Here is a 13288-nt window from a genome sequence, read left to right as displayed (position 1 = left end):
GGGTCAGGATGCCTGATAAGCCCGGCGCTGACGCAGCCATTCGAGGTCTTCGGGGCGGGTGACTTTAATGTTGTCTGCACGCCCTTCGATCAGCCGCGGCGCCTGTCCGGACCATTCCATGGCCGATGCTTCGTCGGTGATCACGGCGTCTGCTACCAGGCTGTCGGCCAAGGCGCGGTGCAAGGCCCCCAGGCGGAACATCTGCGGCGTATAAGCCTGCCAGATCAGGCTGCGATCGATGGTTTCGACCACGCGGCCATGCTTGTCGACGCGCTTGAGCGTGTCGCGAGCCGGCACCGCCAGCAGACCGCCGACCAGGTCATCCGCCAGTTCAGCCAGGAGTTTGTCGAGGTCATCACGACTCAAGTTAGGCCGCGCCGCGTCATGCACCAATACCCAATCATCATCGCTGGCGCCCAGGGCATTGAGCTGCAGCAGCGCATTAAGCACAGAGCCCGAGCGCTCCGAGCCGCCGTCCGCACGTTGGATACGCGGGTCAGTGGCAAACGCCAGGGTCGGCCAATAGGGATCATCCACAGCAAGGCTGACTACCAGGCCCTTGAGCGATGGATGGTCGAGGAAACAGCCGAGGCTGTGTTCGAGAATAGTGCGCCCGCCCAGTTGCAGGTATTGCTTGGGACGGTCCGCAGCCATACGGGCACCAACGCCCGCGGCAGGAATCACGGCCCAGAAGGCCGGGAGATCACGGTTCATTGGGCCAACTGGTAGAGGGTCTCGCCCTCCTTGACCATGCCCAACTCATGGCGAGCCCGCTCTTCAACGGTCTCCGTACCTTTCTTCAGCTCAAGCACTTCGGCGTCAAGGACGCGGTTGCGCTCCAGCAGGCGTTCGTTTTCGGCACGCTGGTCGGCAATTTGCTGGGTCAGCTCTTCCACCTGCGCAAAGCTGCCATTACCGACCCATAGGCGGTACTGCAGGCCAGCCAGCAACAAAAGCAAGACGAGGAACAACCAATTGGGACTGCGCATCGAAATCCGGATATCCAGTGAAAAAAAACAGTCATGCAAACCTTTTGCAGCAACTGATAGCACAAAGCCTGGAAAAACCAGGCTTGCGCTTGTCAGTCAGCAGATTAGCGCCGAAATTCACACTGTCGTGAAATTTCTGACGCAATCCGCCGACTTTTTACCATTTACTGCTTAGCCGCGAAACTCGCCGCGACCGTTGTACTTGGCTTTACCTGCCAATTGCTCTTCGATGCGCAGCAATTGGTTGTACTTGGAAACGCGATCGGAACGGCACAGGGAGCCGGTCTTGATCTGGCCCGCCGAAGTGCCCACGGCCAGGTCGGCAATGGTCGAATCTTCGGTTTCGCCGGAGCGGTGGGAGATCACCGCGGTGTAACCGGCGGCCTTGGCCATCTGGATGGCTTCCAGGGTTTCGGTCAAGGTGCCGATCTGGTTGAACTTGATCAGGATCGAGTTGGCGATCTTCTTGTCGATGCCCTCTTTCAGGATCTTGGTGTTGGTCACGAACAGGTCGTCGCCCACCAGCTGGATTTTCTCGCCGATCTTGTCGGTGAGGATTTTCCAGCCATCCCAATCGGACTCGTCCAGGCCGTCCTCGATCGAGATGATCGGGTAGCGCTGGGTCAGACCCTTGAGGTATTCAGCGAAACCTTCGGAGTTGAACACCTGGCCTTCGCCGGACAGGTTGTACTTGCCATCCTCAAAGAACTCGCTGGCAGCGCAGTCCAGGGCCAGGGTCACATCGGTGCCCAGCTTGTAGCCAGCGTTGGCCACCGCTTCGGAAATGACTTTCAGGGCGTCTTCGTTGGAGGCCAGGTTCGGTGCAAAACCACCTTCGTCGCCCACGGCGGTGCTCAGGCCACGGGCCTTCAGTACAGCCTTGAGGTGATGAAAAATCTCGGTGCCCATGCGCAGGCCTTCGGAGAAGGACTTGGCACCCACCGGCTGCACCATGAATTCCTGGATGTCGACGTTGTTATCAGCGTGCTCGCCACCGTTGATGATGTTCATCATCGGCACCGGCATCGAGTAGACGCCCGGGGTACCGTTCAGGTTGGCGATGTGCGCGTACAGCGGCAGGTCCTGGTCCTGGGCTGCGGCCTTGGCGGCAGCCAGGGACACGGCGAGGATGGCGTTGGCGCCCAGGCTGCCTTTGTTTTCGGTGCCGTCGAGCTTGATCATCGCGTGGTCCAGGGCTTTCTGGTCCAGCGGGTCCTTGCCCAGCAACAGGTCGCGAATCGGACCGTTGATGTTGGCCACAGCCTTGAGTACACCCTTGCCCAGGTAACGGCTCTTGTCGCCATCACGCAGTTCCAGCGCTTCGCGCGAACCGGTGGAGGCACCGGACGGCGCGCAGGCGCTGCCGATGATGCCGTTATCGAGAAGCACGTCGGCTTCGACGGTGGGGTTGCCACGGGAGTCGAGAACTTCACGACCTTTGATGTCGACGATTTTTGCCATTGTTGTAAACACTCCAAAGTTGACGAAAACGACGCAGCTGAAGGAAATCTTTGACCGACCGCAAGGGTGGAACAACGGGCAGGCTTGCAGAGGGCAAGGCCCAGGCCCGCGGGCCTGAGCGTAAAGCGTGGGAAATTCTACCGGAGAAATGGCAGTTACGCGGTCTCTACCGTCGGAAAACTCTTGACCAGTTCGTCCAACTGCTTGAGCTGGGCCAGGAATGGCTCCAGCTTGTCCAGGCGCAGGGCGCATGGGCCGTCGCACTTGGCGTTGTCCGGGTCCGGGTGGGCTTCAAGGAACAGGCCGGCCAGGGACTGGCTCATGCCCGCCTTGGCCAGGTCGGTGACCTGGGCACGGCGCCCGCCGGCAGAGTCCGAGCGACCACCGGGCATTTGCAGCGCGTGGGTCACGTCGAAGAATACCGGGTATTCGAACTGCTTCATGATGCCGAAACCGAGCATGTCCACCACGAGGTTGTTGTAGCCGAAGCTCGAACCACGTTCGCACAGGATCAACTGGTCGTTACCCGCTTCCACGCACTTGCTCAGGATATGTTTCATTTCCTGGGGCGCGAGGAACTGGGCTTTTTTGATATTGATCACAGCGCCGGTCTTGGCCATGGCGACCACAAGGTCGGTCTGACGCGACAGGAAGGCCGGCAACTGGATGATGTCGCACACCTCGGCGACCACCGCAGCCTGTTCAGGCTCATGGACGTCGGTGATGATCGGCACGCCGAAGGCTTGCTTGATGTCCTGGAAGATCCGCATGCCTTCTTCAAGGCCGGGGCCGCGATAGGAGGTCACGGATGAACGGTTGGCCTTGTCGAAACTGGCCTTGAACACATAAGGGATGCCCAGTTTCTGGGTAACCCGCACGTACTCTTCACAGACCTGCATCGCCATGTCGCGGCTTTCCAGCACGTTCATGCCGCCGAACAGCACCATGGGCTTGTCGTTGGCAATCTCGATGTCACCTACGCGAATGATCTTCTGGGCCATCAGGTTTACGCCTTCTTCTGATGTTGCGTCAGTGCTGCTTTGACGAAACCGCTGAACAACGGGTGACCGTCGCGCGGCGTCGAGGTGAACTCAGGGTGGAACTGGCAGGCCACGAACCACGGATGATCCGGCGCCTCGACCACTTCAACCAGCTTGCCATCACCGGAGCGACCGGAAATTTTCAGGCCAGCCTCTTTGATTTGCGGCAGCAGGTTGTTGTTCACTTCGTAGCGGTGACGGTGACGCTCGACGATCACGTCCTTGCCGTAGCAGTCGTGCACCAGGGAACCTGCTTCCAGCAGGCAATCCTGTGCGCCAAGGCGCATGGTGCCGCCCAGGTCGGAGCTTTCGGTGCGGGTTTCGACCGCGCCGGTGGCATCTTCCCACTCGGTGATCAGACCCACGACCGGGTGGCCGCTGGTGTGATCAAACTCGGTGGAGTTGGCGTCTTTCCAGCCCAGCACGTTACGGGCGAACTCGATGACGGCCACTTGCATGCCCAGGCAGATGCCCAGGTACGGCACCTTGTTCTCACGGGCATATTGCACCGCAGTGATCTTGCCTTCCACGCCGCGCAGGCCGAAACCGCCGGGAACCAGGATCGCATCAACGCCTTCAAGCAGCGCGGTGCCCTGGTTCTCGATGTCTTCGGAATCGATGTAGCGCAGGTTGACCTTGGTACGGTTGCTGATACCGGCGTGACTCATCGCTTCGATCAACGACTTGTACGCATCCAGCAGCTCCATGTACTTGCCGACCATGGCGATGGTGACCTCATGCTCAGGGTTGAGCTTGGCGTCGACCACGGCTTCCCACTCGGACAGGTCCGCGCCATTGCACTGCAGGCCGAAACGCTCGACCACGAAATCATCCAGGCCCTGGGAATGCAGGATGCCCGGGATCTTGTAGATGGTGTCGGCGTCTTCCAGGGCAATTACCGCACGTTCTTCAACGTTGGTGAATTGCGCGATCTTGCGGCGCGAGGAAATATCGATCGGGTGATCGGAGCGGCACACCAGCACGTCAGGCTGCAGGCCGATGGAACGCAGTTCCTTGACCGAGTGCTGGGTGGGCTTGGTCTTGGTTTCGCCGGCGGTGGCGATGTACGGCACCAGTGTCAGGTGCATCAGCATCGCGCGCTTGGCGCCGACTTCGAAACGTAACTGGCGGATGGCTTCGAGGAACGGTTGGGATTCGATGTCACCCACTGTGCCACCGATCTCGACCATCGCCACGTCGGCATCGCCTGCACCCTTGATGATGCGGCGCTTGATTTCGTCGGTGATATGCGGGATCACCTGGATGGTTGCACCCAGGTAGTCACCACGGCGCTCCTTGCGCAGCACGTGCTCGTAGACACGGCCGGTGGTGAAGTTGTTGTTCTGGGTCATGGTCGTGCGGATGAACCGCTCGTAGTGGCCCAGGTCCAGGTCGGTCTCGGCGCCGTCGTGGGTGACGAACACTTCACCGTGCTGGAACGGGCTCATGGTGCCCGGGTCAACGTTGATGTACGGGTCCAGCTTGAGCATGGTGACCTTAAGTCCCCGCGCCTCCAGGATGGCCGCCAATGAAGCGGAGGCAATGCCTTTCCCCAATGAAGAAACAACACCGCCCGTGACGAATATGTAGCGCGTCATGAAAAACCCTAGAAGTCTGCGTTAAAGCGGTCCGAGCCGCCGGGGAAAGCGAAGGAAGGCCGAAGCCCCCGATCACCTGCATTAATCACAGTGCACCTTTCAAAAAAACCGCCGCGTTGTGACAGACCAGCAATGGAACACCGGTACGTTGATCGCTACACATTTTTTGGAATCGCCCAGCAAAGACTGCTTGGTAATCGGCAACTGCTGCGATTCAGTCGAATCCACAGAAGTTGTATCAAGAAGGGAGCGTAGTCTACCGGAAAGGCTCTATCAGCTCAAACCTTGATCGCAGGTCTGTGGCAACCAATGTAATTGGCCCCCATCCATCGAGCGGGTCCAAGTCCCCGCGACGGTTGGGACTGCCAGCAATTGCTCGCCCCGATAGACCAGCGGCAATCTGCCACGCACGAAGCCTGGCAGACCACTTTCATTCAGCAGGCGCTTAAGATCACGCCGGCCTCGACCTGGCACTTCGACGATTTCGCCACCCTGGCGATAACGAATCGACAAGGGTCCCTCGGGAGCCTTGTCGGCAAACATCAATTGGCCGTTCCCAGGTAACTCTAGTGGATTTCGCGGATGGGGCCAGCTCACCGACACGTCGGAAAATTCCGACCAAATGGAAGGCAGCCACCAAATGCGTTCGCCGCAACGATGAAGCTGACCGTCTGCCAGGCGCCATAATGGCTGTGCGTCCATCTTGGCATCGCGCAGGGCATACCAACTGGCCCAGTGATCACTGTCGGGCAGTCGAGTCAGCGGATTCAACCAATGACGCAAGGCATTGCGCTGGCGCGCATCGGAAAGATTGCGCAACGGAGCAAGGGCCAGGGAGGGCAAAGGCAGCCACGGAAACGCTGAAGGCTGATCAGCAGCGGTCAGATCCATGTGCGCCAGCTCATCGAGCAGGCCCTGGGCTTCACTCAGGTGCTCGGCAGTGCGGGCCAGGCTCAAGACTGCCTGTGGCCAGCGCTGTGTCAGCGCTGGAAAGACCTGATGGCGCAAATAATTGCGCGAAAACCGTGGATCGGCGTTCGAAGGGTCTTCAATCCACTTCAATTGGTGTTCGTGAGCGTAGGCCTCCAGCGCTTCCCGAGAGACTGCCAGCAATGGCCGCACCAAGCGGCCCTTCGCCAACGGGCGACACTCGGGCATTGCCGCCAACCCACGCACTCCGGCGCCGCGCAACAGGCGCAACAGCAGGGTCTCGGCTTGATCGTCGCGATGCTGGGCGGCGAGCAACACCTCCCCTGCCCCGATCACCTCGGCAAACGCCTGGTAACGTGCGTTACGTGCGGCACGCTCCAGGCTGGCACCGGGTTGCACCTGTACACGCAAGACCTGCAAAGGGATGCCCAGGCTGTCACATAACGCTTGGCAATGACCGGGCCAGGCGTCAGCGGCCGCTTGCAGGCCATGATGGACATGCACAGCGCTGAGGGGCGGCAGGCTTTCGGTGTTTGCCAGGGAGGCCAGAAGGTGCAGCAGGACGGTGGAATCAAGGCCACCGGAGAACGCGATGTGCCAGACCGGGGCATTGCGCCAGGGGGCCAGGGTTTTCAGGAGTCTGGCGGGTAGAGCCGGTTTCATCAGATGTCACCGCCACAAATCTGGAATACGTAGGCTGAGCATACACAAAGCAAATGTGGGAGGGGGCTTGCTCCCGATTGCTGAGTGTCAGTCACTGCATCGGGTGACTGATCCACTGCTATCGGGAGCAAGCCCCCTCCCACATTGAGTTACGGCGTCGACTTTAGAGACCGTAGCTCATCAAGCGCTCGTAACGACGGGCCAGCAGCGCTTCGTTATCCAGCTTCTTGAGCATCGCCAATTGCGAGCCCAATTCAGCACGTATGGTCGCGGCGGCCGCAGCCGGGTCGCGGTGAGCGCCGCCCAGTGGCTCGGCGATGACTTTGTCCACGATGCCCAGGCCCTTGAGGCGATCGGCGGTGATGCCCATGGCTTCAGCCGCATCCGGCGCCTTCTCTGCGGTTTTCCACAGGATCGAGGCGCAACCTTCCGGTGAGATCACCGCGTAGGTCGAGTATTGCAGCATGTTCAACTGGTCGCAGACGCCGATGGCCAGTGCACCGCCGGAACCACCCTCACCGATCACGGTGGCGATGATCGGGGTTTTCAGGCGCGCCATGACCCGCAGGTTCCAGGCAATCGCTTCGCTCTGGTTACGCTCTTCGGCATCGATGCCCGGGTAGGCGCCCGGGGTGTCGATGAAGGTCAGGATCGGCATCTTGAAGCGCTCGGCCATTTCCATCAGGCGGCACGCCTTGCGGTAGCCTTCCGGGCGCGGCATGCCGAAGTTGCGGCGCACCTTCTCGCGCACTTCACGGCCTTTTTGGTGACCGATCACCATCACTGGCTGGTCGTCCAGGCGAGCGATACCGCCCACGATGGCTGCGTCGTCGGAGAAGTGGCGGTCGCCGTGCAACTCGTCGAACTCGGTGAAGATGTGCTCGATGTAGTCCAGGGTATACGGACGGCGCGGGTGGCGAGCCAGGCGCGCGATCTGCCAACTGGTCAGCTTGCCGAAAATGTCTTCGGTGAGCGTGCTGCTCTTGTCTTGCAGGCGAGCGATCTCATCGCCGATATTCAGCGAATTGTCATTGCCGACCAGGCGCAGCTCTTCGATCTTGGCTTGCAGGTCAGCGATCGGCTGTTCGAAATCAAGAAAATTCGGGTTCATAAGCGTCCGTCTTGGGTCGACGGCCAAGGGGTGCCTGGCCAGCCGGTTGTCTATTCGCGCCCTACCTTAAGGGAGAGGCGCGTTTAGGTCGAGATTAAATGTTCAGCCGAGGTCAGGGGCGCTGACCGTCAACGGTATTGGAGGAAGACGTTGTCTCGCCCGAACTGGTCACGCAAAGCTTGAATCAAGCCATCGGCGGGATCAATTCGCCACGTCTCGCCAAACTGCAACATGGCCTTGGCGTCGCTGCCGGTGTACTCCATGGTCACCGGGCACGCGCCGCGGTGACGTTTGAGCAGGTCACCCAACCAGCGTAGCTGATCGCCTTTGAGTGCTTCGGTCTTGACCTTCAAGCGCAGGCTCTCGGCGAGGTTGGTACGGGCGTCTTCCATGCTCATCACCCGCTTGATGCGCAGGCGCAGGCCGCCGGAGAAGTCGTCGTTGCTGACCTCCCCTTCCACCACCACCATGGCGTCGGTCTGCAGCAGTGACTGGGCGGAGTGGAAGGCGTCGGCAAACAGCGACGCCTCGATACGGCCCGAACGGTCGTCCAGGGTGATAAAGCCCATCTTGTCGCCCTTCTTATTTTTCATCACCCGCAGGGCGATGATCATGCCGGCGACGGTCTGGGTATCGCGCGCCGGTTTCAGGTCGATGATGCGCTGGCGGGCGAAACGCCGGATCTCGCCTTCGTACTCGTCAATCGGGTGACCCGTGAGGTACAGGCCCAAGGTGTCTTTCTCACCCTTGAGACGCTCCTTGAGGGTCAGCTCCTTGGCCTTGCGATGGTTGGCGTAGACATCGGCATCTTCTTCGACAAACAGCCCGCCAAACAGGTCGGCGTGACCGCTGTCATGGGTACGGGCGGTCTGTTCGGCGGCCTTGATCGCCTCTTCCATGGCGGTGAGCAGCACCGCTCGGTTGCGGTCGATATTGGCCTGGTAAGCCTTCGGCTCATCATGGAAATACGGGCCGAGCCGGTCGAGTGCACCGCTGCGGATCAAGCCATCGAGGGTACGTTTGTTGATGCGTTTGAGGTCAACCCGTGCACAAAAATCGAACAGGTCCTTGAACGGCCCATCCTGGCGCGCCTCGGTGATGGCTTCCACCGGGCCTTCGCCCACGCCCTTGATCGCGCCGAGGCCATAGATGATGCGGCCTTCGTCATTCACCGTGAACTTGAACTCCGAGGCGTTCACGTCCGGCGCGTCGAGGCGCAGCTTCATGGTGCGCACTTCCTCGATCAAGGTCACGACCTTGTCGGTGTTGTGCATATCCGCCGAGAGTACCGCCGCCATGAACGGCGCCGGGTAGTGGGCTTTCAGCCAGGCGGTCTGGTACGACACCAGGCCGTAGGCGGCGGAGTGGGATTTGTTGAAACCATAACCGGCGAACTTCTCCACCAGATCGAAGATGTTACCCGCCAGGTCGGCGTCGATATTGTTAGTTGCGCAGCCTTCAATGAAACCGCCACGCTGCTTGGCCATTTCCTCGGGCTTTTTCTTACCCATGGCGCGACGCAGCATGTCTGCACCACCAAGGGTGTAGCCCGCCATCACCTGGGCGATCTGCATCACCTGTTCCTGGTACAGGATGATGCCGTAGGTCGGCGCCAATACGGGCTTGAGGCCCTCGTACTGGTAGTCGGAGTGCGGGTACGCCAGTTCGGCGCGGCCGTGCTTACGGTTGATGAAGTCATCCACCATGCCCGATTGCAGCGGGCCCGGACGGAACAGGGCCACCAGTGCGATCAGGTCTTCCAGGCAGTCGGGCTTGAGCTTTTTGATCAGCTCCTTCATGCCCCGGGATTCAAGCTGGAACACCGCCGTGGTTTCGGCTTTTTGCAACAGGCTGTAGGTTGGTTTGTCATCCAGCGGGATAAACGCGATATCCAGCGGTTCTTCGCCAACCTTGGCACGGTCGCGATTGATGGTCTTGAGCGCCCAGTCGATGATGGTCAGGGTGCGCAGGCCGAGGAAGTCAAACTTCACCAGGCCGGCCGCCTCCACGTCATCTTTGTCGAACTGGGTAACCAGGCCGTCGCCTTCTTCATCGCAATAGATCGGCGAAAAGTCGGTCAGCTTGGTCGGCGCGATCACCACGCCACCGGCGTGCTTACCGACGTTACGCACCACGCCTTCAAGCTTGCGCGCCATGTCCCAGATTTCTGCGGCCTCTTCATCGACCTTGATGAAGTCGCGCAGGATCTCTTCCTGCTCGTAGGCTTTTTCCAGGGTCATGCCGACTTCGAACGGGATCATCTTCGACAGGCGATCCGCCAAACCGTAGGACTTGCCCTGCACCCGCGCCACGTCACGGATTACCGCCTTGGCGGCCATGGAACCGAAGGTGATGATCTGGCTTACCGCGTTGCGACCGTATTTCTCGGCTACGTACTCGATGACCCGGTCACGGCCGTCCATGCAGAAGTCGACGTCGAAGTCGGGCATGGATACCCGTTCCGGGTTCAGGAACCGTTCGAACAGCAGGTCATATTCCAACGGATCGAGGTCGGTAATCTTCTGCACATAGGCCACCAGCGAGCCAGCACCTGACCCCCGGCCCGGACCGACCGGCACGCCGTTGTTCTTGGCCCACTGGATAAAGTCCATCACGATCAGGAAGTAACCGGGGAACCCCATCTGGATGATGATATCCAGTTCGAAATTCAACCGGTCAACATAGACCTGGCGCTTGGCTTCGTAGTCTTCGGTGGTGTCCTTGGGCAGCAGGACGCTGAGGCGCTCTTCCAGGCCATCGAACGACACCTTGCGAAAGTATTCATCGATGGTCATGCCATCGGGAATCGGGAAGTTGGGCAGGAAGTGCTTGCCCAGCTTCACTTCAATGTTGCAGCGCTTGGCGATCTCGACGGAGTTTTCCAGGGCCTCGGGCAAATCGCTGAACAACTCCGCCATTTCTTCGGCGCTTTTGAGGTACTGCTCTTCGCTGTAGTTTTTCGAACGGCGCGGGTCATCCAGGGCCCGGCCTTCGCCGATGCACACGCGGGTTTCGTGGGCTTCGAAATCTTCTTTCTTGATAAAGCGCACATCGTTGGTCGCCACCAGCGGCGCGCCCAACTTGTCGGCCAGAGCCACAGCGGCGTGCAGGTGCTCTTCATCATTGGGGCGGTTGGTACGCTGCACTTCCAGGTAGAAGCGGTCCGGAAAAACCTGCATCCATTCGCGGGCCAGCACTTCGGCTTCCTGGGGATTACCGCCCAGCAGCGCGATACCGATTTCACCCTCCTTGGCCGCCGAAAGCATGATCACGCCTTCGCTGGCTTCGGCGACCCACTCGCGCTCGATGATGATCGAGCCGTTGCGCTGGCCGTCGATAAAACCACGGGAAATCAGTTCGGTGAGGTTGCGATACCCCACCCCATTCATCGCCAGCAGGCTGATGCGGCTAAGGGGGTTATCCGGGTCTTTGTTGGACAGCCACAGGTCAACACCGCAGATCGGCTTGATGCCGGCGCCCATGGCATTTTTGTAGAATTTGACCAGGGAGCACATGTTGTTCTGATCGGTAACCGCCACCGCAGGCATGTTCATGCCCACCAGGGTTTTGACCAGTGGTTTGATCCGTACCAGGCCGTCGACCAGGGAATATTCAGTGTGCAGGCGCAGGTGAACGAATGAAGCCGGCATAGTGATCCTGTCTTGATACATGAAAACAACAAGGCCCGGATTGTACCGGGCCTTGGTAAAAACATCAGCCTTGCCGCTAAACCTCGATCAGGCTCTCACGCGCCTCATAAGCCTGGCGCACCGGGGCAAAGGAGCGACGATGGATGGGCGTTGGGCCAAGACGGGCCAGGGCTTCCAGATGAACGGGCGTCGGGTAGCCTTTATGACCGCCCATGCCATAGCCGGGGTAGATCAGCTCGAACGCAGCCATTTCGCGGTCACGGCTAACCTTGGCCAGGATGGATGCCGCGGCAATGGCCGGCACCTTGCTATCGCCCTGGACCACAGCTTCAGCGCGCATGGCCAGCTTCGGGCAACGGTTACCGTCGATCATCGCCAATTTCGGGGTGATATGCAGGCCTTCCACCGCACGCTGCATGGCCAGCATGGTAGCGTGTAAAATGTTCAATTCGTCGATTTCTTCTACTTCTGCCCGGGCAATATGCCAGCTCAGGGCTTTCTCACAGATCTCGTCGAAGAGTTTTTCACGACGGGCCTCGGTGAGCTTTTTCGAATCGTTGAGCCCCAGGATCGGGCGGTTCGGATCAAGGATCACCGCTGCCGTGACGACTGCGCCGCACAGCGGACCGCGTCCAACTTCGTCAACGCCGGCCACAAGCTCATGGGCTTGGGCAACCAGGCTGAAATCCAGGCCCATTTGCGTGATCATAAAGCTCCCTGTTTTTGGCCGATCAAGGTCAATACGGCGTCGGCCGCCTGGTTCGAGGCATCACGTCGCAGGGTGCGGTGAATGTCGTCGAAACCGCGGGTCTGCTCTTCGCCGCCGTCGATCAAGGGTAGTAGAGTTTGCGCGAGCGCTTCGGGCGTTGCATTGTCCTGCAATAACTCCGGCACCAGCAGACGCTGGGCCAGCAAGTTGGGCAGGGAGATGTAGGGGCTCTTGACCATGCGCTTGAGGATCCAGAAGGTCAGCGGCGCCAGGCGATAGGCCACGACCATGGGGCGCTTGTACAGCAAGGCCTCCAGGGTGGCAGTACCCGACGCGATCAGCACGGCATCGCAGGCTGCAAGGGCCAGGTGGGACTGGCCGTCGAGCAGGGTCAGCGGCAGGTCGCGGCCTTCCAGCAAGGTTTCGATCTGCGCGCGACGTTGCGGGCTGACGCATGGCAATACAAAACGAACGCCCGGTTTTTGCGCTTGCAGACGTTCGGCGGCGTCAAAAAACAGCGCACCCAAGCGCCCGACTTCACCGCCACGACTGCCCGGCATCAACGCTACCAATGGGCCATCAGGCAAGCCCAATTCAGCACGCGCCGCAGCACGGTCAGCGTGCAGGGGGATGGCATCGGCCAGGGTATGACCGACAAACCGCACCGGCACGCCCTGCTCTTCGTAGAACCGCGCCTCGAATGGCAACAGGGTCAACATCAAGTCGCAGCCTTCGCGAATCTTCAACACACGCTTCTGTCGCCACGCCCACACGGACGGGCTGACGTAGTGCACGGTCTTGATTCCGGCCTGACGCAGCTTGAGTTCGATATTGAGGGTGAAATCCGGCGCATCGATACCGATAAACACATCGGGCTTTTCTTCAATGAGCGTCTTGATCAGCAGTTTGCGACGAGCGAGAAGCTCGCGCAGGCGTCCCAATACCTCCACCAGGCCCATGACCGACAGACGCTCCATGGGAAAATAGGAGGCAAGACCTTCGGCCTGCATCAAGGGGCCACCCACCCCGACAAATTCCACCGCGGGATGCTGGGCCTTGAGGGCACGCATCAGGCCTGCACCGAGGATATCGCCGGAAGCTTCACCGGCCACTAGCGCAATACGCAGGTTCGCCATG

The 13288-nt window shown here is 60.0% G+C and carries 10 protein-coding genes; all 10 read right to left on the bottom strand.

Annotated features, from left to right (window positions below; translation table 11 throughout):
• Window positions 1-3: 3 nt before the first annotated feature.
• The 10 genes from ispD to lpxB all read right to left on the bottom strand — a co-directional run bounded on the left by ispD (window position 4) and on the right by lpxB (window position 13287).
• Window positions 4-714: a 2-C-methyl-D-erythritol 4-phosphate cytidylyltransferase gene (gene ispD, locus KVH01_RS02700; RefSeq protein WP_217880368.1), complete on the bottom strand. Its 711-nt coding sequence runs from the start codon at window positions 712-714 to the stop codon at window positions 4-6.
• Window positions 711-989 carry a cell division protein FtsB gene (gene ftsB, locus KVH01_RS02695; RefSeq protein WP_003189195.1) on the bottom strand — a complete coding sequence of 93 codons (279 nt, stop codon included), beginning with the start codon at window positions 987-989 and terminating at the stop codon, window positions 711-713. The genes ispD and ftsB overlap by 4 nt, the downstream gene beginning before the upstream one ends.
• Window positions 990-1160: 171 nt before the next feature.
• Complete coding sequence (gene eno / locus KVH01_RS02690; RefSeq protein WP_032877366.1) at window positions 1161-2450, bottom strand: phosphopyruvate hydratase; 1290 nt, start codon at window positions 2448-2450, stop codon at window positions 1161-1163.
• Window positions 2451-2605: 155 nt separating this feature from the next.
• On the bottom strand, window positions 2606-3451 hold the full coding sequence (gene kdsA, locus KVH01_RS02685) for a 3-deoxy-8-phosphooctulonate synthase (protein WP_003189190.1): 846 nt from the start codon (window positions 3449-3451) through the stop codon (window positions 2606-2608).
• A 5-nt stretch (window positions 3452-3456) separates the two neighbouring features.
• Window positions 3457-5088 (bottom strand): CTP synthase, encoded by a 1632-nt coding sequence (locus KVH01_RS02680; protein WP_057723190.1) that lies wholly within the window; start codon window positions 5086-5088, stop codon window positions 3457-3459.
• A 273-nt stretch (window positions 5089-5361) separates the two neighbouring features.
• Complete coding sequence (gene tilS / locus KVH01_RS02675) at window positions 5362-6681, bottom strand: tRNA lysidine(34) synthetase TilS (RefSeq protein ID WP_217880367.1); 1320 nt, start codon at window positions 6679-6681, stop codon at window positions 5362-5364.
• A 163-nt stretch (window positions 6682-6844) separates the two neighbouring features.
• Window positions 6845-7792: an acetyl-CoA carboxylase carboxyltransferase subunit alpha gene (locus KVH01_RS02670; RefSeq protein WP_003189182.1), complete on the bottom strand. Its 948-nt coding sequence runs from the start codon at window positions 7790-7792 to the stop codon at window positions 6845-6847.
• A gap of 128 nt (window positions 7793-7920) precedes the next feature.
• A complete protein-coding gene (dnaE, locus tag KVH01_RS02665; RefSeq protein ID WP_043049627.1) occupies window positions 7921-11442 on the bottom strand; it encodes a DNA polymerase III subunit alpha in 3522 nt (1173 codons plus the stop codon).
• A 76-nt stretch (window positions 11443-11518) separates the two neighbouring features.
• A complete protein-coding gene (gene rnhB, locus KVH01_RS02660; RefSeq protein ID WP_217880366.1) occupies window positions 11519-12151 on the bottom strand; it encodes a ribonuclease HII in 633 nt (210 codons plus the stop codon).
• Window positions 12148-13287, bottom strand: coding sequence for a lipid-A-disaccharide synthase (lpxB, locus tag KVH01_RS02655; RefSeq protein WP_217880365.1), 1140 nt, complete (start codon window positions 13285-13287; stop codon window positions 12148-12150). The genes rnhB and lpxB overlap by 4 nt, the downstream gene beginning before the upstream one ends.
• Window position 13288: the final 1 nt, after the last annotated feature.

This window comes from Pseudomonas khavaziana, from assembly GCF_019145205.1.
Lineage (GTDB): Bacteria > Pseudomonadota > Gammaproteobacteria > Pseudomonadales > Pseudomonadaceae > Aquipseudomonas > Aquipseudomonas khavaziana.
The sequence above is the reverse complement of the archived record's forward strand: the minus strand, read 5'-3'. Positions and strand labels throughout refer to the sequence as shown.

Coding starts and splice junctions, on each gene's coding strand:
- ftsB (WP_003189195.1), bottom strand. CDS start 989: ATGCGCAGTCCCAATTGGTTGTTCCTCGTCTTGCTTTTGTTGCTGGCT.
- KVH01_RS02670 (WP_003189182.1), bottom strand. CDS start 7,792: ATGAACCCGAATTTTCTTGATTTCGAACAGCCGATCGCTGACCTGCAA.
- kdsA (WP_003189190.1), bottom strand. CDS start 3,451: ATGGCCCAGAAGATCATTCGCGTAGGTGACATCGAGATTGCCAACGAC.
- rnhB (WP_217880366.1), bottom strand. CDS start 12,151: ATGATCACGCAAATGGGCCTGGATTTCAGCCTGGTTGCCCAAGCCCAT.
- ispD (WP_217880368.1), bottom strand. CDS start 714: ATGAACCGTGATCTCCCGGCCTTCTGGGCCGTGATTCCTGCCGCGGGC.
- lpxB (WP_217880365.1), bottom strand. CDS start 13,287: ATGGCGAACCTGCGTATTGCGCTAGTGGCCGGTGAAGCTTCCGGCGAT.
- KVH01_RS02680 (WP_057723190.1), bottom strand. CDS start 5,088: ATGACGCGCTACATATTCGTCACGGGCGGTGTTGTTTCTTCATTGGGG.
- tilS (WP_217880367.1), bottom strand. CDS start 6,681: ATGAAACCGGCTCTACCCGCCAGACTCCTGAAAACCCTGGCCCCCTGG.
- eno (WP_032877366.1), bottom strand. CDS start 2,450: ATGGCAAAAATCGTCGACATCAAAGGTCGTGAAGTTCTCGACTCCCGT.
- dnaE (WP_043049627.1), bottom strand. CDS start 11,442: ATGCCGGCTTCATTCGTTCACCTGCGCCTGCACACTGAATATTCCCTG.